Here is a 23,676-nt window from a genome sequence, read left to right as displayed (position 1 = left end):
GGGAACATCATCAACCCTCGGCGGTTTCGACCCACAGCATAGGGCGGTTCGTGATCGCCTCACCCCCGCGGAGCCGAAGCCGTGCCCATCACCGTGACGTGTTCCGATTGCGAGCGGTCCTACACTCTTAAGGATGAGTTCGCCGGCAAGAAGCTCCGCTGCCCGGACTGCGACAACGTGATGGTCGTCCCCATCGAGGAGGTGGTTTACGCCTCCGCCGAGCCGTTCGACGAGGAGGGGGGCGAGCGGATCGCCCTGCACCCGGCGTTCCAGCGCGACCGGTTCCTGATGCGTCAGAAGGTGATGGCGATCTCCTCGAAGTACGTGATCAGCGACGAATCCAAGCGGCCGATCCTCTATGTGGAGCGTCCAGCCCACCTGCTCAGGCAGATTGGGGCCGCGTTGATTGCGGCGATCCTCCTGATCGTCTCCGCGGCTCTGGCGGCGGCATGCGCGATCGGCCTGGCCCAGGCGACGGGCGTGCGCTGGGTCGGAGGCCCGGTCGGAATTCTGGTCGGGATCATCGGCGCCATCCTCACATTCGTGTTGGCGTTTCGGATCACCCCCAAGCGACACATCCACTTCTATTCCGACGAGACCAAAGCGGAGCCCCTGCTCGACGTTTTGCAGGACCACAAGTTCGAGGTCTTCACCACGACGTTCACCGTCCAGCGGCCCGACGCCAGGATCCTGGCCCGGGTGCGCAAGAATCAGCTTTCCAACATCTTCCGCAAAAAGTGGTCCGTCTCCGACGCCGACGGTCGACCGCTCTTCATCGCCCGAGAGGACTCCCTGATCCTCTCGCTTCTCCGGCGGTTCCTCGGCCCGCTCTTCGGGGCGCTTCGGACGAACTTCATCTTCGTGGTGCAAACGCCCGACGGGAATGAGCAGGTCCGGGGCGAATTCAATCGCAAGTTCACCCTGGTCGACAGCTACGTCCTGGACATGTCCCGCGATCGGCCGCCGCAACTGGACCGCCGCATCGGTATCGCCCTCGGCGTGCTCCTCGACACCGGCGAACGCCGTTGATCCAGAGGAGCCGAGCCGCGATGACGCCCGAAGACGCCCTCCCGCAGGAGCCGGACGAGACGCCCCCCGCCTTCGACGACGACGAGGCCCCCGCGGTCGACGACGATGGGGAGATCCTCGACCTCAGCGAGGACATGCTCCATCGCGAGAGGATCGACCTGGAGGCCGGCATGAGCCCCATGCCGCCGGCGACGATCCTGATCATCCTGGCCTGCGCGCTGATCTTCGGGAGGCAGATCCAGATCGGGGGCCTGGACAACGTCCAGCGCGTCGTCGAGACCGGGGCCATGCAGCGCGACGCCGTCCTGAAGGGCGAGTTCTGGCGGCTGGTCTCCTCCGGGTTCATGCACGCGAGCGGCGACCACCTCTTCGGCAACATGGCGATGCTGTTCATCCTGGGGATGGCCTGCGAGCACGCCTTCGGCCGACGGTCCTACCTGTTCCTCTACACGGCCTGCTGCGTGACCGGGTCCCTGCTCACGATGATGACGCCCACGCCCACCGTGGGAGCCTCCGGCGCGATCTTCGGCCTGGCGGGAGCGATCATCGCTCTGGCCTGGGCGCATCGCGACAAGATCGAGATCCGCGACCGCCGGGTCGGCGTGGTGCTGGGGATCTGGTCGGTCTACACTCTGACGCTCGGGCTTCTCAGCCAGGTCGTCTCGAACTCCTGCCACCTCGGCGGCCTGCTGGGGGGGTTCGTCCTGGGCGCGATCCTGCCGCCGGCGATCCTCGTGGATCGTCTCGAGCACGAGCGGTCGACGATCGGCCGCCTCGAGTGGATCACGGCCCTGACCGTCCTCATCTCGACCGCTGTCTACTTTCTGCCGCGACTTCGTTGATCCCGACGCCCCCCTGGAGACGCGCCGATGACCCGCTTCACGTCCGGCCTCGCATTCCTCGCCCTGCTTGGTCCCGCCCTCGCCCCCCAATCGACCCGCGCTGAGGAAGCACGACGGGACAAGGTGTTCGTCGGCTATCTGTACGGAAACCCCAAGAATCCGGATTACAAGCTCTACACCCACATCTGCCACGCCTTCGTCACCGCCGACGGCGAGGGCCGGATCAACGCCAATCGCCGAGGGGTCCCTAGCCACGACCTCACGCGAGACGCCCACGCGGCCGGCGTGAAGGTTCTGGTCTCGCTCGGCGGTTGGGGATGGGACGACCAGTTCCGTCAAATCGTGGCCAACCCCGAGGCCGAATCCCGCTACGTCGAGGCCGTCTTGAAGTTGGTGGATGAGTACGACTACGACGGGATCGACCTGGACTGGGAATACCCCGACGCCCCTTCCGAGACACCTGGTTTTGAGCGGATGACCCGGACCTTCCGCAAGCGACTCGACGCGATCGGGGCCACGAAGGGGCGGAAGATGTTCGTCACGATGGCGGCGTCCTCGAACTACGGAACCATCGACAAGCTCGACACGGCCTTCCTGCTGGAGACGATGGACTGGATCAACGTGATGACCTACGACTACGCCGGCGCCTGGTCGCCGCGAGCCGGCCATAACTCGCCCCTCTTCGCCTCCTCCAAGGAAGGCCCCAACGGCCGGTCGACCGAGCGTTCGATGCTCTACTTCCTGGAGAAGCGCGGAGTTCCCGCCGACCGATTGGCCGTCGGCCTGGCCCTCTACGGCCGCGGCTTCCCGACCCCCGAGCCGTACTCCCCCCGCGCCAAGGACGCTCCTCGGCCCTTCGACGTCACCTACAAGGACGTGCCGAAGCGGCTCCAGGAAGGCTGGACCCGCACCTGGGACGACGAGACCAAGGTTCCCTGGCTGACCTCGCCCGACGGAACCAAGGTCGCCGGCTACGACGACCCCGAATCGATGCGGATCAAGACCGAGTGGGCCATGTCCAAGGGCTTCCGCGGCGTCTTCTTCTGGCAAGTCGACGGCGACCGCCTTCCCGACGGCTCCAACCCGCTCCAGAAGGCCGCCCACGACGCCTGGTCCGCCGCCGCGAAGTAGCCCACTCGACGTCACTCGGAAAACAGGCAGACCCGGTCCAGATCGACGATCGCGACCACTCGATCGCCCTCTCGGAACTCGCCATCTCTGGAAACCCGGGCGACCACCGGGATTCCGGAGAGGTCGAGCGTGGCCAGCACGGAGTCGCCCCGGTATTCCAACCGACCCACCACGGCGTCGAACGTCGCCCGGTCCGGGAGGGAGGAACCTTCGTCGCCGCCCCTCAGCACGGAGATGAGTTCGGGCCGAATCCCCATCAGGATCCGGCCCTCTTCGACGTTCGTCATCGCGTCGGTCGACGATGGAGCGGCCCCCGGGAGGAACCTGACCCGCCGCATCCCGGTCGTCGAGTCGACGGCGACCTCGGTGGGGATCAGATTCATGGGAGGGTCGCCGACGAAACGGGCGACGAACGGAGACGCGGGGCGATCGTAGACCTCGTTCGGGGTTCCCGTCTGGATCAGTCGGCCGTGGTTCATCACGGCGATCCTACGCCCCAGGGTCAGGGCTTCTCCCTGATCGTGGGTGACGTGGATCAGGGTCATTCCCAGGCGATCGTGGAGGTCGACGAGGTCGCGTCTCAGCGCCGTGCGGAGGGGCAAGTCGAGACTCGAGAACGGCTCGTCCAGCAACAGGACGGCCGGACGTCGCACAACGGCCCGGCCGATGGCCGCTCGCTGACGCTCCCCCCCCGAAAGCGCTGCGGGACGGCGGTTCAGCAGTCCATCAAGGCGGAGCATGGAGGCGACCTCCGCAACCCGCCGGCGACGCTCCTCACGCGGGACGCCCCGAGCCCGCAGGCCGAACTCCAGGTTCCCGGCCACGTCCAGGAACGGATGGAGCGAAGGCTCCTGAAAGACCATGCCGACGTCGCGGCGATGCGGGGGGACGCCGTCGATCCGTTTGCCGTCGAAAAGGATCTCCCCGGTCGTCGGCTGATCCAGTCCGGCGATCAGGCGGAGAAGCGTCGTCTTCCCGGATCCCGAAGGCCCCAAGATTACCAGACGTTCACCATCGGCGACGTCGAAGGCGAGGGAGTCGACCGCCGGGGGGTTCGCCCCATAGCGCCGCGAGACTTCGCGAAATTCAATCGACGCCATGTCCGACTCCACCCGTCCGAGCGCTGGCCGGCGCATCGTTCAACATTTGTTGCTTGCCCGGCCGGCGACCGTCTCTCACAATACCATGATGCCGAGGGGAAGAGTTGAACCGGAGGTCGGAGTGATGCCGCGTCGAAGAGTCTGGATCCCCTCTGTCCTGGGACTGGCGATCGTCGGTTTCGCCCTGGGCGACGAGCCCGAACCCCCTGCTCCGCTGGCGAAGATCGAGAAGTACCGCGCCGACCAGCGCGACCACTGGGCCTACCAGCCCCTGGAGCCGGGAACGCCGCCGGAGGTTAAGGAGAACGGCTGGGTTCGCAACCCGATTGACCGATACATCCTCGCCGACCTCGAAACGGCCGAACTCCCGCATTCCCCCGAAGCCGGCCGCGTCGCGCTGCTCCGCCGCCTCTTCCATGACTTGACCGGCCTGCCGCCGACGCCGGAGGACGTCGCGTCCTTCCTGGGCGACGACCAGCCGGATGCCTACGAAAAAGTCGTCGACCGCCTGTTGTCCAGCCCCCGATTCGGCGAACGTTGGGCCCAGCACTGGCTGGACCTGGCCCACTATGCGGACACGAACGGCTTCGAGTTGGACGCCGAGCGTCCCGACGCCTGGCGCTACCGCGACTGGCTGATCGCGGCGATCAACGCGGACATGCCCTACGACCGATTCATCTCCCTGCAGATCGCGGGCGACGAGATCGCGCCCGGCGATCACCATGCGTTGATCGCCACGGGTTTCCTCCGCGCCGGACCTCGCGAGGTCGTCGGGGGAAACATCGTCCCCGAAGTCCGCAGGCAGAATGAACTCACGGAGATCACCTCCACCGTCGGATCGGTCGTCCTGGGCCTGACGGTCGCCTGCGCCCGCTGCCACGACCACAAGTTCGATGCCATCCCCAGCACCGACTACTACCGCCTCCAGGCGTTTTTCGCCGCCGGCGAGCTTTCCGAGCCGTCAATCGCCTCCCCCGACGAGGTTAAGGCCTTTGAGGAGGCGAAGAAGGCCGTCGATGAAAAGACCGCGCCGCTGACCAAGGAGAAGGCCGAGCTCGAAGCCCCCTACCGCGCCGCGATCGCAGCCCAGCGAAAGGCCATGCTCTCGGACGAGGAACGAGCCATCCTGGCGATCCCGGAGAAGGATCGGACGCCGGCCCAGAAACGGCGGGCCTCGGGCCTCGCGAACTCGATTCGAGTGACCTGGGAGGACGTCGCCGCCGCGGTCGCGAAGAACCCTGCCGACCACGCCCGGCGCGAGTCGCTCAAGATCCGAATCCATGAGATCGCGCGCACGCTTCCCCGTCCCCCCGCCCACGCGCTGGCGTTGACCGACGGCTCGGCGAAGGCCCCAGACTCGTTCGTCCTCCGTCGCGGCGATCCGCTCGTCAAGGGCCCGCGCGTCGAGCCTCGGCCCCCGGGCGTGATTCTGGCTTGCCAGGAAGAAGCCTCCTTCGACTCGGACTCGATCCACCCCGGCGAGAAGACGACCGGCCGACGCGCGGCGTTGGCGAAATGGCTGAGCGAGACGGGCAACCCTCTGGTCGCGCGGGTGATCGTCAACCGGCTCTGGCAGAACCACTTCGGCCAGGGACTGGTATCGACGCCCAGCGACTTCGGCGTCCGAGGCGAGCCCCCCTCACACCCCGAGCTGCTCGACTGGCTGGCCGAGCGTCTGATCGCCGAGGGTTGGCGACTCAAGCCGATCCATCGGCTGATGGTCACGTCAGCGGCCTACCGTCAGTCCAGCCGGCCGATCGCCATACTCACCGAACAGGACGAGGAGAACTCTCTTCTCGGCCGCATGAACCGCCGTCGGATCGACGCCGAGGCCCTCCGCGACGCCATGCTCGCGGCCTCCGGCGAGTTGAATCTCAAGATGGGCGGCCCCGGCGTCCTCGCGCCGCTGGAAAAGGAAGTGAAGGACCTGATCTTCACTGAAGCCGAGGAGGTCGACCTCTGGCCCGTCGACCCCGACCCGGCCCAGCACGTTCGACGGTCGATCTACCTCTACAAGAAGCGCAACGTCCGCCCCCCTCTGCTCGAATCCTTCGACGCGCCCGACAACCAGACCGCCTGCCCGCGCCGCGATTCCAGCACCCACGCCCTCCAGGCCCTCAACCTGCTCAACAGCGAGATGGCCCGAGGCCGCGCCCGAGCCCTGGCTCAGCGTCTATCGTGCGAGGCCTCGACCGATCGGCCGGCCCGTGTCCGCCAGGCCTACACGCGAACCCTCCTCCGCTTCCCGACCGAGGATGAGACCGCCCAAGCTCTGGCGTTCATCTCCGAGCAAGCCGCCGTCCACGGAGAGGCCGCCGCCTGGGAGGACCTCGCCCTGGCGCTGATGAACTGCAACGAGTTCCTGTATATCCCCTGATCGATTTCTCGACGGCTCTGCATGGCCACCAAGAAGAGACCGCCATGTCCATCGACCTGGAAACACGAGTGACGAGGCTGGAAGACGTCCTGCAAGCCCTGGACGGCCTGCACGACGTTCCCCCCGCACGCATCCTGATGACGCCGACTCCCGGAACGGCCACCGAAGACGACGCGATCGCCGTTCTCGGACGAGGACGGATTCTCTGCGAACTGATCGACGGCGTGCTGGTGGAGAAGGGAATGGGATACATTGAGTCCTTCCTCGGCGTCGCAATCGCCGCGATGATGAGAGCGTTTGCCAGGGCTGGACGACTCGGCATCGTCTCGGGATCCGACGGCCCTTATCTCCTCGCCCCTGAAGTCGTCCTAATCCCTGACGTCGCCTTCCTGAGTTGGGCCCGATGTCCCACGGGCAGCGGACCGATCATGGCGGTCGCTCCCGACCTCGCCGTAGAGATCCTCAGCATCAGCAACACGAAAGCGGAGATGGAGCGAAAACGCGGGCTGTACTTCGACGGCGGGACGCTCTCGGTATGGATCGTTGACCCTGAGCGGCGATCGATCGCCGTTTATGATCGAGATGAGCCGGAAACTCCTCGGGTCTACGCGGAGAACGACGTGATCGAGCTGGCTGAGATCCTCCCTGGCTTCCGCCTGTCGCTGGCCGAACTCTTCGGCGAAATTGATGAGTTTCAAAACGGCCCTGCTGTTTCCTGAGACAAGCCCGTTTCCACTACTCCTCGAGACTCGATCCCATGCCCAGCAACCTCAACCAATGCCCCGGCCCCTGGGCCTCGCCGACGCTCGACCGCCGCGAATGGCTCCGGCGCGCGGGGGGCGGCTTCGGGATGCTGGCGATGGCCTCGTTGCTAGAGCGTGAGGCGAAGGCGGGCGACGCGGCGATTCCGTCCGCCGTCCTGGAGGCGCGACGGCCGGCGACGGCGAAGCGCTGCATCTTCCTGTACATGACCGGCGGGCCGAGCCAGATGGATCTCTTTGATCCCAAGCCGGCGCTCGCGAAGCTGGACGGCCAGCCGCTGCCGCCGAGCTTCGGCAAGGTCCGTGGCCAGTTCCTAGAGAACGACCCGCTCTGCCTGGCCTCGAAGCGGAAGTGGGGGCGGTACGGTGAGTCGGGGATGGACATGTCGGACCTCGTGCCGAACCTCCACAAGCACGCCGACGACATCGCCCTGATCCGATCCTGCGTCGCCGACAGCGTCGTCCACGCCCCGGCCATGTACCAGATGATGACCGGCCGCGTGCTGACCGGCTTCCCCAGCCTGGGGAGTTGGGTCACGTACGGCCTCGGGTCGGAAAGCGACGACCTGCCGTCGTACGTCGTCATGACCCAGCCCGAGGGGACTCCCGAAGGGGGCGCTCCTTGCTGGGGGGCGGGCTTCCTCCCGGCCCATCATCAGGGGACCCTCTTCCGCAGCGGCCCCGCGCCGATCGTCAACCTCAAGCCTTCGGACGGGTTCGACCCGAGTCGCCGACGCCGGATGCTGGACCTGCTGAAAGGCATGAACGAGCGAGGCCTCGACCCGGCCGACGACGAGCTTTCAGCCCGGATGGCTTCCTACGAACTCGCCTTCCGCATGCAGAGCGCCGCGCCCGAGGCCGTCGACCTCTCGCGCGAATCGGAGCTGACCAAGTCCATGTACGGACTCGACAACGAGCGAACCGCCGATTTCGGCGCCCGCTGCCTGCTGGCCCGGCGACTCGTCGAGCGCGGGGTGCGATTCGTCCAACTCTACTCAGGAGGCGGTCCGGTCGCCGTGCAGTGGGACGCACACGACGACGTCGACGCCAACCATGAAAAGATGTGCGGCATGACCGATCAGCCGGTCGCCGCCCTGTTGACCGATCTCAAGTCACGAGGTCTGCTCGACGAAACGCTCGTCATCTGGGGGGGCGAATTCGGCCGCACCCCGGTCCGACAGGGCGGAGGGCGAGGCCGCGACCACAACGCCGCCGGCTTCTCCATGTGGATGGCCGGCGGGGGCGTGAAGGGTGGGTCGATCGTGGGGGAGACGGATGAGGTCGGCCTGAAGGCGATCTCGGAGCGCGCCCACGTCAACGACCTGCACGCGACGATCCTCCACCTGATGGGGATCGACCACCTGAAGCTAACCTACTTGCACGGCGGTCGCGACGAACGCCTGACGGACGTCGGCGGCCGGGTCCTGACGGGTCTCCTCGCCTGAACCCGGCCGGAGGTTGAGCCGGTGGGCTCACGCCTCTTGCTGCTGCTTCTTGTGGACGGGGCCGTCGTAGTTCTTGGTCGTCTTGAAGCCCTCGTAGCGGCCGTCGGCGGCGGCCGCTTTGTATTCGGTCTCCAGGGCGATCATCTCGTCGTGCGACATCGGCTGGTAGCTACGGACGATCTTGAGGTTTTGCTCCAGGATCTTCTCCGACTCCATCCCCGAGACGAGCGTCGAGATCGGCATTGAGAACACATAGCCAAGGGCCCGCTCGACGGGCACCTTGGCATTGCTGACGATCCCGCCGTTGCCGCCCAGGGTCTTCATCGCGATCGCGCCGATGCCGCGCTCGACCAGCACGGGCAGAACCTGCTTCTGGAAGCTTCGGAACGTGCCGTCCAGGACGTTCAGCGGCATCTGGACGGTGGCCCAATCGTAGGGCTTCTGAAGCATCTTGAGGTGGACTTCCGGGTTCCGATGGCCGGTGAATCCGATGAACCGGACCTTCCCCTGCTCCTTCGCCTTGAGCGCGACTTCGATGGCGGCCTCGGCCGCGAAGATGCGGTCCGGGTCGTTCTCGTAGTTGATCTCGTGGAACTGCCAGAGGTCGATGTGGTCAGTCCGAAGCCTTCGAAGGCTGTCTTCCAGGTTCGACTGGGCCTCCTTGGCGGTGCGTCCGCAGACCTTGGTCATGAGGAAGACCTTGTCGCGGATCTTCCCCTCTTCCAGGGCCTTGCCCATCCGCTCCTCGGCGCCGCCGTTGTGGTAGTCCCAGGCGTTGTCGAGGAACGTCACTCCCTCGTCCACGGCGCGCTGGATGAGTCGCAGCGAGTCCTTCTCCTCCTTCGCCCGCGTCGAGTGGTGGCCGCCGAGCCCCAGGAGCGACACCTTCACACCCGTCTTGCCCAGGGGACGAAGCGGCACCCCCTGCTCGTTCTTCTCCTGAGCCCCCATCGAGGCTCCGCCGAGCGAAAGCGCGGCGAGCCCCGCGGCCCCGACCTGAAGCACGTCCCGACGGTTGGGTTGGTTGGAAGACATCACGTCGACTCCTTTTCCCGTAATTCGCGATCGAGTGGATTCCACCCGGTTTCTCAAGCCCGACGCGTCCGACCGGCTCGATGAGTGCAACTCCTGCACCGCCGACGCGCGGTCGAACGCCTTTCGACGATTCTACGGAGGCGATCCAGCCCCCCCGTCACTTCGCCGGCTTGTCCTCGCGTCGACCTAGAAGGTAAGAGATCAGGTTGTAGAACTCAGCCTCGGGGATCTGCTGGGCGAGGTCGCCCGGCATGGGGGAGAGTTGGACGATCTTGCGCTCCTCGACTTCATCAGCCGGGACGCGGGTCTCCTTCCCCTGGGAGTCGGCGATGACGAGGACCTTTCCTTCTTCGCGGAGCAGCATCCCGGAGACGACCCGGCCGTCCTTCAGGGCCAGGACGGTGGTCCTGAACATCTGGTCGACGTTACGGTTCGGGTCGAGCACATCCTCCAGCAGACGCTCCAGTCCCCGGCCGCCGACGCCGTCGAGTTGCGGGCCGACCTTCGCCCCCTTCCCCTCGACCTGATGGCAGACGCCGCAACGGACCTCGAAGGTCTTGGCCCCGGCGGTCGAGTCGCAGGCCGCCTTCTGGAAGCCTTCGCGACGCTTGTCGAGCAGGTCGCGGACCTGGGCGTCGGCTGGCGGAAGGCCGGCGAGGAGCTTGGCGATCCGGTCGCCGACGTCCGCGATCCCCGCATTCTCCAGTCCGATGACGATCGGACGCTGCTGGAGCAACCGGGCCGACGCCTTGCCGGCGGCGATCGCCTCAAGCAGAGCCGCAGCTCCGTCCTTGCGACGCACGAGCGCCGCGGCGGCCGTCGACTGGATCCGCTCGGGCGCCGTCGCCAGAGAGCCGAGAACGGCGGCCCGCGCCTCGGGCTTGTCGATATTCGCCAGCGAGATCGCGGTCGCCTCACGGAGTGAAGGCGAGAGCGTCCCGTCGTCGAGAGCCTTCTTCAACTTCGCCAGGCCCAGCGGCATGTCGAGCGCCGCGATCCCCGCCAGGGTGGAGGCCCGCACGTCGTCGGCAAGATCGGTTCGAGCGAAGGCCGACTCCAGAGAGGGGATGCACTCCTTAAGCTGGAAATCCCCGATGGCCGCGATCCCACGCTTGATCTGCCCGGCGTTCGCCCCGGTCAAAGCCTTCGTCACGATCGAGACCGCGGCCTTCCGAAGTTCATCGGGAAGGCCCGCGCCACGCTCCTGCAGTCCCTGCTGAACCTCCTTGATGAGGTCCAGCTTTCGCGGAGCCGAGGCTTGATCGGCGAGGACCCACGACGAGACCGAGGGAATGACCGCTTCTTCCCCGTAGCGGGCCACGTGATGCAAATAGCGGGAGACGTTCCCCGGACTCTCCGCAAAACTCCTTAGGTGAGCGAGCAGGAACGATGCGGCCGCTGCGTTCGGCGTCCCCACCGCCACGTCGGCCAGGTCGGCCCGATCGCGATCGTCCAACGGCGCTGCGGCGATCTGCGGCCAGACGGCAGGATCGATCAATTGATCACGCAAGGCGATCCGAATGACGTGGATTAGATGCGTGTCTTTCGGATCGGTCTTCCGCCAGAGGCCAAGGAGCTCGGCGACGAAGGCCGGATTCGGGTGCGCTCCGAGAACCTCGGCCCTCGCTCGCGTGATGTGGGCGTCGTCGGTCGACTCCAGGGCGATCGCCCGAGCGATCGGGGAGAGGGACGGTCGATCAGCCAGGACTCGGAGGACGTGAATCCGGATGGCCTGGTCGCTGAAGCCCTTCCAAATCTTGACCAATAGCTCGTCGTCCAGCTTGCCCAGCCGTTCGAGGGCCCAGAGGGCGTGGACCACCTGCTGCGCCGGCGCGCCGGGTTGGGAGACCAGCCCACGGAGCTTCCCAGCCGCCTCGGCACCGCCCCGTTCGACCAGTTGATTCGTCGCCGACGTGCGGACGGGGAGCGTCGGGCTGGCGAGGTCGGCGATCAGCGAATCGACGCCGGCCGTGGTCCGGTCGACGGCCTGAGGCGAGGAGACGGGTTTGGAGCCGTCCCCCTTATAGACGATCCTCCAGACGCGGCCGCTGTCGCGGTCGCGGCCGGGGTGAGTCAACGGCACCTCGTAATGGCCGATGATCCGGTTGTAGAAGTCGGCCACATACAGATCGCCGTCGGGGCCCAGTTCCAGGTCGACGGGGCGGAACCAGTTGTCCTCGCTCCAGACGAAGTCGGGCTGTTCGATCCCCTTCGGGCTGGTGCCGGTCCACTCGAGCTTGTCGTGGTTGATCCGATTGGTGACCACGTTGCCGATGAACGTGGTGCCGCGGTAGGCCTCGGGGAACTGGTCCGAGGCGTAGTAGACGATCCCCGAGATGGCCGTCGAGCCGTGGTCGTGGGTGACCATTTCAGGCGCGAAGCCGAGGCCGTCATGGGGCTTGCCGAAGCTCGGGTAGTAGCCGCCCCGGATCAGTTGATAGAGCGGCTTGCTGTGGCAGTCGCACGAGTAGAGGTAGCCCCTTTCGTCGAACGCCAGGCCGAACGGGTTGACCTGGCCGTGGGTGACGTACTCGGCGTGGGAGCCGTCGGGCCGCATCCGGTAGGTGTTGCCCGAGTTCATCGTGATCGCCTTCTTGTCGGCTCCCGAGACCTCCGAGGTGTTCGAGAACCCGTGGCAGGCGTAGATCCAGCCGTCGTATCCCCAGCTGAAAGCGTTGGTCATGCCGTGGGTGTCGCGGTTGCCGAAGATCCCGTACAGCGGTTCCTTGATCTCGGCCTTGCCGTCGCCGTCGGCGTCCTTCAGCAGGTAGATGTTGGGGATGCTGTGGACGAGCGCCTCGCGCGCCGAGGGCTTCGGCAGAAGGCCGATGGGGATGTTCAGCCCATCGGCGAAGGTCTCGATCTTGCGCGCGCGGCCGTCCGGTCCGAAGTCGGAGAGGATCTTGACCGTGTCTCGGGGCTTGTCGCCGTCCTTGGCCGGCCAGGGGTACTCGATCGTGTCGGTAATCCAGAGCCTCCCCTTGTCGTCGAACGCCAGGTTGAGGGGCTTCTGGATGTCGGGCTCGGCGGCCACCAACTGAATCTCGAACCCCGGCGGGACGTGGAGCGCCTTGCGCTCGTCCTGGGGCGATCGGTGGGGGAAGGTCGACACGTTCTCGACCGGGGCGGGCTGCTGGGCGTCGACGCGCGACGTCCCCCAAACGGCGATCGCCAGCCCCATGCACATGGGACCGAACTTCCTCAATTGCGACATCACGACGCTCCGACGCGGGGAGGGACAAGGTGGTGGGCGACAGCCGTCGAAATCGCCCTCCAGCATGACCAACCGACGACGGAAATCAAGGGGCCGCAAGCCTTCGGACGAGTCACCCTCCTCCCAGCGCCCGAGGAAGGACGTGGACGGTCGAGGCAAAGCGAGTCCGGGATTCAGGCCTCTGGGGCTTCGTCGTTTCAGCCGTTGCTTTTCCAGATCATCGGAGATCGCGGCCCCAGATCTGCAACGCTCTCCACCGCCGCCGAATCGCGCGGCGAGGAGAGCCCAGGCATGACCACGACCGAAGACCCCTCGACGACTCGTCGGGAAGAAACGCGTTCTCGGCGGTTCGATCCGTCGGCGATTCCGCTCAAGGACGTGCACCGTATCCCCTGCTCCGCCCCATCCAAGATCCTGTTCGATTGCGTTCGGCGTCTCGGGGGCGAGACTGGATGGCACGGCACAGACGCCCTCTGGCGCTTTCGCGGCGCGATCGACCGCCTGCTCGGCGGCGTGGGTATGCGCAAAGGCCGTCGTAGTCCGGTCGACTTGCGTCTCGGAGACCCGGTCGACTTCTGGCGCGTCGAGAGGACCGGTCCTGGAAGGCTGCTCCTCAGGGCCGAGATGAGGAATCCAGGGACGGCCTGGCTGGAATTCCTGGTGTACCCCGACGGCGACAGGTCGGAACTGCGGCTGGCCGTCTACTTCCGGCCCATCCCCTTCTGGGGACAGCTCTATTACTTCGCCTCATACCCTGCTCACTGGCTGGTCTTTCAACGGATGGCCAGAGGAATTGTGAGAGCGGCCGAGCGGCGGTGGGGAAGAGGAACAACCGGGTGACGACCGCAGCCACAGCCATTCCAGCCTCGCTTTCTCACACCCGGCCCGGTCGCCGGAGCGATGCGCAAGACCCAGAGGACTGGGACTTCGCGTCCCTCTGTCGGGGGCTTGCTCCGTGCCCCATACTAGGGTTCTCAGAAGGCCCGATCCATCTGTGAGCATGGCAGCCATGACGCTCCCTCCCGACCTCCGAACGCGGCGTCGTCAGCCCGAATTGATGGACCAACCGGGCCTCGACCCAGCGGAGCATCGGCAGGCCCTGGAGGCGCTTCGTCGAGTCAACGCTTTCAGCCTGGGAAGTCGGGCGGTTTGGCCGCAGGTCCAGGCCTTCTGCCGGCAGCGCGCTGCTATGTCTCCCGGAGAGGCCGTGCGGCTGCTCGACGTGGCGAGCGGCGGCGGCGACTTCGCCGTCCGGATCGCTCGCCGGGCTCGCCGCGAGGGCCTGCCGCTGGAGGTCTCTGGCTGCGACGTGAGCCCGTTCGCGATCCAGCACGCCTCGGAACAGGCGAGCCGCGCCGGGGTCGAGGCTTCTTTCTTTCGACACGACGCTCTGACAGGTCCGCTCCCTGCCGGCTTCGACGTCCTGACGTGCTCCCTCTTCCTCCACCACCTGGACCCGCCGGCAGCCGTCGCCTTGCTCCGGGCCATGCGTGAGGCGGGATCGCTGGTCCTGGTCGACGACCTGGAGCGCGGACGGCTCGGCTGGCTGCTGGCGTATGCGGGCATCCGAATCCTCTCGCGATCGACCGTCGCCCACGTCGACGGCCCTCTGTCCGTGGAGGGAGCGTTCACCCGCGACGAGGTCCGCCGGATGGCTCTGGAGGCTGGCTGGTCGGCTCCCGAAGTCATCCCCCGCTGGCCCTGCCGCTTTCTCCTGGTGGGACGGTCCTGATGACGATTGGCGCGGGCCTCCCCTCTTATGATGTGGTCGTCGCTGGAGCCGGCCCAGCCGGTGCGATGACCGCGCGCGAACTCGCGCGACGCGGCGTTCGCGTACTCCTCGTCGATCGGGCCGAGTTTCCCCGGACCAAGGTCTGCGGCTGCTGCCTCAATCCCCGCGCCCTGGCGGCGCTCGGCAGGACAGGCCTGGGCGAGCTGACCGCGCGCCTCCGCGCAGTTCCTCTGACGGGCATCGAGCTGGCGACGTGTCACCGCCGCGCCGCAGTCGATCACGACCTCGGCGTCGCCGTCTCGCGCGAATCGTTCGACGCCGCGTTGGTGGACGCGGCCGTCGCGGCGGGGGCCGAGTTTCAGCCAAGGACCTCGGCACGGCTGATCGTCGGATCGTCACCGGGGTGCAGTCGCCTTCGCCTCAACGGCGAGGGCCGGTCGTTCGAGGTCGCCGCTCGGTTCGTCGTCTCGGCGACGGGATTGGCCGACAGTCTTTTCGCGGCTGGAAGCCGGACCTCCGCTTCGCCAAAGGCCAAGCTCGGGGCCGGAGCGATCGTCGCGCATCCCCCCGCGGGGTTCCAACCTGGCCGGATCTACATGGCCTGCGGCCGCGAGGGGTACGTGGGACTGGTCGTCCTGGAAGACGGTCGGCTGGACCTGGCGGCGGCGCTCAATCCGGTCGCCGTGCGTGAGGCCGGCGGCATTGGGGCGCTCGCCGCGTCGATCCTGGGAAAGAGCCGGTTCCCCGCCGTGCCGCGGGTCGACGCCCTGCCCTGGAAGGGGACGGCGCTGCTGACTCGGTCGCCCGATCGGCTCGTCGAATCGGGCGTGCTGCGAGTCGGCGACTCCGCCGGCTACGTCGAGCCGTTCACCGGCGAGGGGATGGCCTGGGCCCTAACCGGCGGCGAGGCGCTCGCGACGATTCTCGCCGAGTCCATCTCCGGCCTCGAGGACTCCCCGGCAGCCCGCTGGTCCCACGTTTATCGGACGCGGATCGCGCGTCGACAACTCGTCTGCCGGGCCGCTTCCCGAGCCCTCCGCACGCCCTGGATGACGCGGACCCTGGTCCGGTGCCTGGAATACCGGCCGTCGCTCGCGCGGCCCTTGCTATCGGTTATGCACAAAGCCCCCTGAACATCGCCTTCGACATGCCGTTCGAAAGCCCCGCCGAGGTCGCCATGCATATCGAGCTACTCGCGATCGGGACCGCGACTCCCGCCCTGAATATCACTCGATCCGAGTCGGTCGACGCCGCCCGCGCCCTCTGTGCGGAGGACGACGACCAGGGCGAGCTGCTGGTTTCGCTCTACCGCCAATCGGGGGTCGAAACGCGGCAGGTCGTCTACCGACCCGAGGAATTCCGGCGGATCGTCTACGGCGAAGGCGAATACGACTCGCCGTTCATCTCCAAGGGGATCGGCGACCCGGGGCCCTCGACGGCCTGCCGCATGGAACGGTTCGAGGTCGAGGCCCTGCCGCTGGCGACCGAGTCGAGCCGCCAGGCGCTGGAGCGATCCGGCGTCGACCCGGGGTCAATCACGCATTTGATCACCGTTTCCTGCACGGGCATGGCCGCGCCGGGGGTCGATTTCGGGCTCATGAAGGCGCTCGGACTGCCGGCGACGGTGGAGCGAACCAACGTCGGATTCATGGGCTGCCACGGGGCGTTGAACGCGCTCCGCGTGGCGCGGGGCCTGATCGCGGCCGAGCCCGAGGCTCGCGTGCTCCTCTGCTCCGTGGAACTCTGCAGCCTCCATTACTCCTACGGCTGGAACCCCAAGCGGATGGTCGGAAACGCCCTCTTCGCCGACGGCTCCGCGGCCGCCGTGCTGGCGGGCTCGCTGGGCGGCGATCGATCGCGGCGATGGCGCGTGGCCGCCAACGCCGCCTGCCTGTTCCCGAACTCCGAGCAGGCGATGTCATGGTTCGTCCGCGACCACGGCTTCGAGATGGTCCTCTCGACGCGCGTCCCGGGCCTGATCCAGAAACACCTCGCCCCATGGTTGGAGACGTGGCTCCAAGGGCGCGGGCTGGCGATAAAAGATGTGGCCTCGTGGGCCGTCCACCCCGGGGGGCCGCGCGTCCTCGTCGGCGTGCAGGAGGCGCTCGGATTGGAGGCGGACGCCACCGATGCCTCGCGGTCGGTCCTCGCCCGTCACGGCAACATGTCGTCGGCGACGGTCCTGTTCATCCTCGACGAGTTGATCCGTCGCGACGCCCCCCGGCCCTGCGTGGCGCTGGGGTTCGGGCCGGGCCTGGCGGCCGAGGGAGCCCTGCTCGTCTGAACGGGCCCCTCGGCGGTATGGAGCGGTCAGCGACGGACGGAGACGTTCTTGAGAACGGCGATCGGGATCATGGACGCGTCGGGAGCGAAGCTGGCGACGTTGGCGATGTCGGAACCGGGCTGAGTCTGGGTCCACATGGCGAACCGATAGCGGTTGAGCTGGGCCCCACGCGTCGGGAGTTGGCCGGCGTCAAGGAAGACCCGGAGCGTCGCCCCCCGGATGGCGATCCGCGACGGATCGATCGTCTGGACCGAACCGTCGGTCAGGTCCTGGATCTGGCCTGAGGCGGATGAGCCGTAAGGGCCGACGGTGATCGTCACCAGGGCGTCGGGCGTGATGCCGGGGCGTGATGCGAAGACCGCACCACGCGAGGCCCCCGCGCCGCGGTCGACGGCGAAGACGTAGTACGAGGTGTTCGGGTCGCGGAACTCCCCACGCAGGATCGTGGCGAACTCCAGCACGTTCCCCCGGAAGACCGCCCCGCCGGCCGCCAGCGGCAGGAGTTGGTCGTAGGGCTGGCCGGTGAACTGGGACTGCTCGTGCGGCGTTCGAAACGTGATCCCGGTCGTCGAGTAGGCCGTCAGTTGACCCGACACGAACTGCCGGACGACCGCCTGAGAATTCCGGACCTGTCGCTTGATCAGGGTCGCCCACTCACTGCCGGCGCCGCCCCCCAGGGCGCTCATGATCCCGGCCGCCGCCCCCGTGTCCACCTTCACACCCGATGTTGCAATCCTCTGCACGATGGCCGCCTTCGAGCGGGCCAGTTCAGCGAAGATCGAGTCGAAGCCGCTGAGGAGGGCGCGTCCTTCCAGCGACTCCACGGAGATGCGGGGCTTGCGAGTTCTGGGCAGGCTTCTCATGGGAGACATCCTGGGGTGTATGGAGACATCGCCGCGAACGGGCGTGGAAATAGGAAAGCCCTCGACAGGGTCTAGTTCAACACTAGAACATGCGTTGGGCTTTGCCGAATTCCCCCCGTGCGCGGGGTCTTTCTCCAACGCATCCGAGGGAGCCAGGCGACTCCCCTCGGATGATGCCCCTCGGATGGGCTGATCAGCGGTTCGAGGCCAGTTGCGGCTTCGCCGCCGTCGGCGGGATGAGGGCCGGCTCGGCGTCGGTCGGGGCGCGGAGCGTCTTGAGGAAGCCGATCAGAGCAGCTCGATCGACGTCGGAGAGATTCCGGTACGCCACAGTGACCGGTTCGGCGTCGCCGTGATGGCGCTGGATGGCGGCATCCAGGGTCGGCGAGCCGCCGTCGTGGAAATAGGGGGCGGAGTCGGCCACGCCCCACAGGGCGGGCGTCTTCCACTCCGCGGGGAGCGGATAGTCCTCCGGCAGCGGGACCGGGGGCGTCTCGCGATACCCGCTCGACCTGGATCGGTCGTCGAGCCGGTGCAGCAGGAAGTCGGTGTAGACTCCCGGGACGCCCGCCATGTCTGGGATGTGGCAGACCGCGCAGCCGATCTCGCCGAATAGAGCCTTGCCACGCTCGGCTCGAAGCTGCTGGGGACGACCTTCAGGTGCGATCTCGACCGGGCGAGGGATCGTATCGACGAAGGCGACCAGCGAACGGAACTGGCCGTCGGTCAGGTCGCGCTCGACCTCCGGATACTTCAGGCTGACCATCGGTTTCGCCTGTGCCATGTGGGGGCTCCCCAGGCCGATCTCATTGGCGCAGGCGGCCGCCACGAACTCCTCCAGCGTGGCGAATTGGGCCTTCCAGCCGAACTTGCCCACGCGACCGTCGGCGAGCACTCGCGGCCTCCCCGTGCCGATCCCTCCGAGCTGGCCACGGACCTCGTTGCCGATCGCCGCCGTCGCGGCCTTCAGGTTCTGGTAGCGGATCGTCTTGCCGGAGATCCGGTCGATCCAACCCGCCCCGAAGAGCGCGGTGGAGTTCACGGCCTCGGTGTGGACCGGGTCGAAGTCCCGGGTGAAGACCTGGCACCCGCCCTCGACCCGAATCCCGTTGGGGATGACAGGGAAGCACTTGCTCAACTCGGTTTGGCTGTCGAGGAGGTTGTTGGCGACGGCGAAGCGATGGATCAGGCCCCCTTTAACCTCGGGCCGATCCTGGGTCGGGAACGCCTCGAATCCCATGACGTTATGCTGGTTGTCGCCTCCTCCTCCGGCGCCCCCCTGAAAGTGGCACTCGACGCACGACCGGGCGTTGAAGACCGGCCCGAGCCCGTCGCCCTGGGCCAGCGGATCGTGAGGCTGCCACTCGTGCGCGAACAACTCCAGGCCCGCCGCCCGGATCTCGGCCGAGGCTCGCGGGGCGAAGATCACAGGCACCCCCGGCGTCGCCATCCAGGCGACCGCGAGCGCGCCCAGCCAGAACATACCCACCCCAACCCGACGGCGGGTTCGCGCCAACGACGACTCGTGCATCGCAACCCTCCCAACACGTCTCGCCCGAACGGGCGTCAAGATGAGGGGACCGACTCTCCGACAGATGTACTTCGACAACTGTAATGCCTGGACACGGAGAGTTCAAGCCCCAACCTCAGTCGACGATTGCAGGAAGCCGTATGATTCGCCGTTGAGGGGAATAACTGGCTCCCTCAGCGGTTTGAGGCGAAGCACCTCGAAGGCGGTCAATTGATGAGCAACGGCGAGACGGCTTCCCTCAGTCGCTCCTCGTTTCCGCCCAGAAAAAGCGCGGGATTCACGGTCACGCCGAGCAGCGAGCGCGATTCCTTCAGCTCCAGAAGGCCCGCTTCTCCCACCTGGGTTTGTCGAACGATGAGCCATTGCAGGAGCGGCAGATCGACAAGGAGTGAGACCCCGGCGTCGGTGACGGCAGTCTGTTCCAGGTCGAGACGCTTCAACCCTGTCAGAACCGCCAGGTGGGGCATCCCCTGATCGGTGAGGGCCGAATCTCTCAGGGTGAGCAGTTCGAGTTCCCTGAGGCTCGAGAGATGCGCCAGTTCGGGCCCGCGGATGCTCGTTTTATCCAGCGAGAGCGAACGCAGATGGATCAAATCGGCAAGGTGCGACAGGCCGGCGTCCCCGACCCCCGTCCCTTCGAGCCACAGAATCTGGAGATTCGGCAGACCCTTAAGATGTGAGAGGGCCTCGTCGCTGACGCCGGAATTCGTTAGGTCCAGGATTTCAAGTCGCTGGAGTCGGCCGATCTCGGCCATGACCGGCTCGAGATCACGGGGAGGGCCGTTGAGGCTGGACCATCTCCTGAAGCTCACGAGAGTCACGTCCGCGAAGTAATCCTCGCCGATCAGGTCGACCAGCCAGCGCGGCACGCAGAAAGTCGAGTCGTCGTAGTAATATCCCCCGACGTCCCGTCTCCAGCCGTATCCCGCGCCTCCTCCAGCCCTATGGATTGCGGCTACAATCGCGGCCTGGGCGCGGGCCTCGCGAATCTTGAACGCAAGCCAACCGAGCGCGCCTCCCACGAGGACGACCACAAGGAGCAGAGCCCGGACGCTGAGTCGAAGGCGACGTTTCGGCGGGGGCTGGCCATCGTCCATATCGGGCCCCGAGGTCGGCTGGCGGTGCTCAAGCATCATGTTGCTTGCAACCTTCGCGCGCGAGTCTCGGCGAGGCGGAAAAGCACCGCCTCGCCGAGTTCGACGACGAACCGCCCACAGGGGGCGGGCTTCCGTCAGTGAGCCTTCTTGCCGGCCTTGGCGGGCGAAGGAGGCTGCATGTTCATGATGCTCTTGGACGCCTCCACGCCGGCGTTGGGCGCGTCGGCGGCAGGGGCGGGCTGACCGCCGGAGTTCGTGCCGTCGCCGCAGCCGCAGATGCCGGCCGCCAGGAACAGGCAGCCCACCGTCGCAATACGCACGAGAGACATCAAGCAAATCCTCATGATTAGATGTCTACGAAGCGTGGAGAACCGGACCCGGCCGGCTCTCCACACGCCTCAATCCGCTGTCAATACGCGTCGGCGCTGATGACCTCGCCGCCCGACCGCGAGCCCAGGGCCCACCAGGTCGGGATGCTGATCGAGTCCTTGATGAAGCGGACCGAGCCGTCCGCCAGGCAGGCGTTGACGCCGCCGGAGTGGTTGCTGCTGGGGGTCATGGCGTCGATGGCCTGGCCCGGGGGGTAGTTCTCGGCCATGCAGGAGAGCCCGTTCGGCGTGTTCACATGAGTGAAAGCGTTGAACCGCAAGGTGTTGCCGTGCGAGGCCGACCAGACCGCCCCGGCAATCCAAACATTGTTCGTCGTGCCGGCCGTGGTGCTGCTGCCCGGCAACGACCGGCAGCTCTGGACGAAGGCCTGGGCCTGGGCGAGATTGCCCGAGTCGGCCGTGCCTGCGGTCACGGGGCCGAAAACGACCCGCTTCGCCTGGGGTGAGTTGACGGTGTAGTTGCCCGAGGAAAGTCCGATCAGCCGTTCGCTGATGGCCACGGTGTTCGACGTACCGTCGGTCAGGGCGGCGATGGTGACCGTCCCGGCCTTGGTGGGGTAGTTGGTCCCGATCTTGTCCGTGGCGGTCTCCCGCATCGGCACGATCACGCCACTCCAGGTGCCCAGCGCCCCAGGGCCGCCGACGTTGGCGCAGTAGTTCGTCCACGTCTGCGACTGCCACGGGCCCGCGGCCTGGCTCTCCGACGGGCAGATGAACGTCGCCACCCGCGCCCGACAGACCGTCTGATAGTTCTCCTGCTGGTCGGCCCCGTAGCAGAAGTTCGCCGCATTAGCGAGGGTCTGGCCCTCCATCATGGGCATCAGCATGACACCCCAACCCAACGGCCAGTTGCCCCAGCCGGGGCTGGCGCTGATGCCTTGAGCCCACATGTTGCCGCAAAGCGGCGGGAAGCAGTTCTGCTGCGACACGTAGTTGTGCAGCCCAAGGCCGATCTGCTTGAGGTTGTTGACGCACTGAGCGCGTCGAGCAGCCTCGCGTGCAGCCTGGACGGCCGGGAGAAGAAGGGCGATCAGGACCGCAATGATGGCGATCACGACTAGCAACTCAATCAGCGTAAAGCCGCTGCGAGCGGGCCCGCCTGACTGCGGACATGAGGAACGGACCGAGTTTCATACGAACTTGTGCGTCCTGAGGTCGAGCTTGAAGCTGTCCCGAAGCTTCTCCGGATCCTTCTCCTTGCCGGCCTTGGGCACCGTGAAGTACTCGCCGATGAGACTGTCGGCCTCCACGGTGATCCGGAGGAAGCCCGGGTGGTCGTCGTCGAAGGCTTCGAGCTTGACGCCCGGCGGAGGGTCGGTGTCCTCGCGAACCTTGGTCAGGTCGCTGTAAGTCGCGAAGCCCCCCGCCCCGGCGACGATGAAGGGGATGCGCCGGCCGTCGCGTTTCAGGGTGAAACGCTGGTAGCAATGATCGTGGCCCGTCAGCACCGCGTCCGGCGGCCGTCCACTCGTTGTGATGGCGAACTCAAGAGCCTGACGCACCCGAAGCGTGCTGCCATGCTTGCCGAAGGAGTACACCGGGTGATGCACGGCGACGATGAGACAGCGGTCGGCCGGGGCCGTGCGGAGTTGGTCGACGAGCCAGTCTCGCTGCGTCGTCTCCCCCTTGTCGGTGTTGTCGAGCTCGCCCGAGACGTTTGAGTAGAGGCCGACGATCGTGGCGACGGGGGTGTTGAGCCGCCAGTAGCAGTTCGGCTGGATCATCGTCGGACGGTCCGAATGGCCGGCTTCCGGCTCATGGCTGGGCGTCCGCGCGCAAAAGTGCTTGAGGAACGGCCCGAGCGTCTCTTCGGGATCCTCGGTGTCGCCGTCGTGATTCCCAGGGATCGCAAAGATCGGCGCGGGATAGTCCTGGTACGGATTGTAGAACTGGTCGTGATAGGCCTCGTCCTGCCCGTGGTAGTAGACGACGTCCCCGAGATGAAAGAGGAACGACGGTTGATCGGGCAGGGTCGAATTGTTGATCTGATGCGCCATGTGATCGGCGACGTTGATCTGCGCGCCGTTGCCGTTCACGCCGCCCGTGTCTCCGACCGTGTGGAACACAAGCTTCTTCGCCTCGGCGACGGCCCGCGCGCGGGTCGGCAGCACGTCGGCAAGATCGAGATGGTAGGGCGACCGGTCCGTCTGAAGCCTGGGAGCGCGGAAGAGGTCGCTGCTCAGGCGACGTTGCGCCGTCCTGACCACGGCGCTCTCGGCCGGGGGGCGGAAGAAGAATCTCTCGAGTTCCGTTGCGTCCATCGACTGGCTCGCCGAAGGAAAGGCCCCGCTGTGGGAAGTGAGCGGGCGGCCTTTGCATGGAAACTAACACCGCGAGGCAGCTATTTCCACTCACAACAAGTTCGTTTTCACTACTTTTAGAATTTTGTCCAACATTGCTTGATCGCTCCCAGGTTCACAGACAGAGGCGGCCTCGTTGAATGCGTTCCGGCTCCGAGTTCCCGAACACGAAATCGATTTTGGAACCATGATACCTATCGGAAGGACCTCGATTCGCAGGCTGTAGGGGTCGACGGGTCCAAGCGAACCTCGGGAACAGCGCGGGGTGTCGAACCGGAGCGCCCGTGTCTCGGGTTTCAGTCGAACGAAGCCGCCGCCGTCATCGGCAACGTCAACATAAACACCATGAATCAAAGGCTTTACTCATCCATGACCGTCTGGGCGACCACGGCGAACGAAGCCGAAACGGACCCGATCGCGAGTTCGGCCGTTCGCATCGCGGCTCGCGGGATCCAACGGGATGATTTCAACCGTGGTCGACGGCTCGGAGTTCGAGGGTTACGAACCGTAGCGGTCGCTCAGGATCCTGTCGGATCGCAACCCATG

General features: G+C 66.5%; 19 protein-coding genes and 1 pseudogene. 10 read left to right on the top strand and 10 right to left on the bottom strand.

The window, feature by feature from the left end:
- Positions 1–81: 81 nt before the first annotated feature.
- From G5C50_RS19410 to G5C50_RS19400, 3 genes are read left to right on the top strand one after another with little or no spacing between them, the layout of a single operon-like run.
- Positions 82–1,029, top strand: coding sequence for a hypothetical protein (locus tag G5C50_RS19410; RefSeq protein ID WP_165072021.1), 948 nt, complete (start codon positions 82–84; stop codon positions 1,027–1,029).
- Between the two features lie 20 nt (positions 1,030–1,049).
- Positions 1,050–1,871, top strand: coding sequence for a rhomboid family intramembrane serine protease (locus G5C50_RS19405; RefSeq protein WP_165072019.1), 822 nt, complete (start codon positions 1,050–1,052; stop codon positions 1,869–1,871).
- A 27-nt stretch (positions 1,872–1,898) separates the two neighbouring features.
- Positions 1,899–3,002: a glycoside hydrolase family 18 protein gene (locus G5C50_RS19400; RefSeq protein ID WP_165072017.1), complete on the top strand. Its 1,104-nt coding sequence runs from the start codon at positions 1,899–1,901 to the stop codon at positions 3,000–3,002.
- A gap of 11 nt (positions 3,003–3,013) precedes the next feature.
- On the opposite strand, the gene G5C50_RS19395 is transcribed toward G5C50_RS19400, so the two are convergent.
- Positions 3,014–4,102 carry an ABC transporter ATP-binding protein gene (locus G5C50_RS19395; RefSeq protein WP_165072015.1) on the bottom strand — a complete coding sequence of 363 codons (1,089 nt, stop codon included), beginning with the start codon at positions 4,100–4,102 and terminating at the stop codon, positions 3,014–3,016.
- A 124-nt stretch (positions 4,103–4,226) separates the two neighbouring features.
- Here G5C50_RS19395 and G5C50_RS19390 point away from each other — a divergent pair, with 124 nt between their 5' ends.
- The 3 genes from G5C50_RS19390 to G5C50_RS19380 are packed head-to-tail and all read left to right on the top strand — an operon-like array spanning position 4,227 to position 8,685.
- A complete protein-coding gene (locus G5C50_RS19390) occupies positions 4,227–6,479 on the top strand; it encodes a DUF1549 and DUF1553 domain-containing protein (protein WP_165072013.1) in 2,253 nt (750 codons plus the stop codon).
- A gap of 44 nt (positions 6,480–6,523) precedes the next feature.
- On the top strand, positions 6,524–7,198 hold the full coding sequence (locus tag G5C50_RS19385) for a Uma2 family endonuclease (protein ID WP_165072011.1): 675 nt from the start codon (positions 6,524–6,526) through the stop codon (positions 7,196–7,198).
- Between the two features lie 38 nt (positions 7,199–7,236).
- Positions 7,237–8,685, top strand: a complete 1,449-nt coding sequence (locus tag G5C50_RS19380; RefSeq protein ID WP_165072009.1) for a DUF1501 domain-containing protein — start codon at positions 7,237–7,239, stop codon at positions 8,683–8,685.
- A 27-nt stretch (positions 8,686–8,712) separates the two neighbouring features.
- On the opposite strand, the gene G5C50_RS19375 is transcribed toward G5C50_RS19380, so the two are convergent.
- Positions 8,713–9,720, bottom strand: coding sequence for an aldo/keto reductase (locus G5C50_RS19375; protein WP_165072007.1), 1,008 nt, complete (start codon positions 9,718–9,720; stop codon positions 8,713–8,715).
- Between the two features lie 157 nt (positions 9,721–9,877).
- Positions 9,878–12,934 (bottom strand): PVC-type heme-binding CxxCH protein, encoded by a 3,057-nt coding sequence (locus tag G5C50_RS19370; RefSeq protein WP_240907255.1) that lies wholly within the window; start codon positions 12,932–12,934, stop codon positions 9,878–9,880.
- Positions 12,935–13,225: 291 nt separating this feature from the next.
- Between G5C50_RS19370 and G5C50_RS19365 the strand changes: the two genes are divergently transcribed.
- The 4 genes from G5C50_RS19365 to G5C50_RS19350 all read left to right on the top strand — a co-directional run bounded on the left by G5C50_RS19365 (position 13,226) and on the right by G5C50_RS19350 (position 16,950).
- On the top strand, positions 13,226–13,774 hold the full coding sequence (locus G5C50_RS19365; RefSeq protein ID WP_165072005.1) for a DUF2867 domain-containing protein: 549 nt from the start codon (positions 13,226–13,228) through the stop codon (positions 13,772–13,774).
- Between the two features lie 169 nt (positions 13,775–13,943).
- Positions 13,944–14,666, top strand: coding sequence for a methyltransferase domain-containing protein (locus tag G5C50_RS19360; protein ID WP_206107771.1), 723 nt, complete (start codon positions 13,944–13,946; stop codon positions 14,664–14,666).
- Positions 14,666–15,799: an NAD(P)/FAD-dependent oxidoreductase gene (locus tag G5C50_RS19355; protein WP_165072003.1), complete on the top strand. Its 1,134-nt coding sequence runs from the start codon at positions 14,666–14,668 to the stop codon at positions 15,797–15,799. Before G5C50_RS19360 ends, G5C50_RS19355 begins: the two co-directional genes overlap by 1 nt.
- A complete protein-coding gene (locus G5C50_RS19350) occupies positions 15,736–16,950 on the top strand; it encodes a type III polyketide synthase (RefSeq protein ID WP_206107770.1) in 1,215 nt (404 codons plus the stop codon). Before G5C50_RS19355 ends, G5C50_RS19350 begins: the two co-directional genes overlap by 64 nt.
- 26 nt (positions 16,951–16,976) lie before the next feature.
- On the opposite strand, the gene G5C50_RS19345 is transcribed toward G5C50_RS19350, so the two are convergent.
- The 7 genes and pseudogenes from G5C50_RS19345 to G5C50_RS19320 form a co-directional block, all read right to left on the bottom strand.
- Positions 16,977–17,813: a hypothetical protein gene (locus G5C50_RS19345; RefSeq protein WP_165072001.1), complete on the bottom strand. Its 837-nt coding sequence runs from the start codon at positions 17,811–17,813 to the stop codon at positions 16,977–16,979.
- Between the two features lie 193 nt (positions 17,814–18,006).
- Positions 18,007–19,344: a di-heme oxidoredictase family protein gene (locus G5C50_RS19340; protein WP_165071999.1), complete on the bottom strand. Its 1,338-nt coding sequence runs from the start codon at positions 19,342–19,344 to the stop codon at positions 18,007–18,009.
- A 206-nt stretch (positions 19,345–19,550) separates the two neighbouring features.
- Positions 19,551–20,480: a leucine-rich repeat domain-containing protein gene (locus G5C50_RS19335; RefSeq protein WP_165071997.1), complete on the bottom strand. Its 930-nt coding sequence runs from the start codon at positions 20,478–20,480 to the stop codon at positions 19,551–19,553.
- 95 nt (positions 20,481–20,575) lie between these two features.
- Complete coding sequence (locus G5C50_RS19330) at positions 20,576–20,770, bottom strand: hypothetical protein (protein WP_165071996.1); 195 nt, start codon at positions 20,768–20,770, stop codon at positions 20,576–20,578.
- An 80-nt stretch (positions 20,771–20,850) separates the two neighbouring features.
- A complete protein-coding gene (locus G5C50_RS19325; protein ID WP_255487506.1) occupies positions 20,851–21,861 on the bottom strand; it encodes a DUF1559 family PulG-like putative transporter in 1,011 nt (336 codons plus the stop codon).
- Positions 21,856–21,909: pseudogene (locus tag G5C50_RS32975) on the bottom strand (prepilin-type N-terminal cleavage/methylation domain-containing protein); the annotation flags it as partial. The pseudogene G5C50_RS32975 and the gene G5C50_RS19325, both read right to left, overlap by 6 nt.
- Before the next feature lie 51 nt (positions 21,910–21,960).
- On the bottom strand, positions 21,961–23,091 hold the full coding sequence (locus G5C50_RS19320) for a metallophosphoesterase family protein (RefSeq protein WP_165071994.1): 1,131 nt from the start codon (positions 23,089–23,091) through the stop codon (positions 21,961–21,963).
- Between the last annotated feature and the right edge of the window lie 585 nt (positions 23,092–23,676).

Origin of the sequence: Paludisphaera rhizosphaerae, assembly GCF_011065895.1 — a bacterium.
In the GTDB taxonomy this organism is placed as follows: Bacteria; Planctomycetota; Planctomycetia; order Isosphaerales; family Isosphaeraceae; genus Paludisphaera; species Paludisphaera rhizosphaerae.
This window is presented reverse-complemented; position numbering and strand designations above follow the sequence as displayed.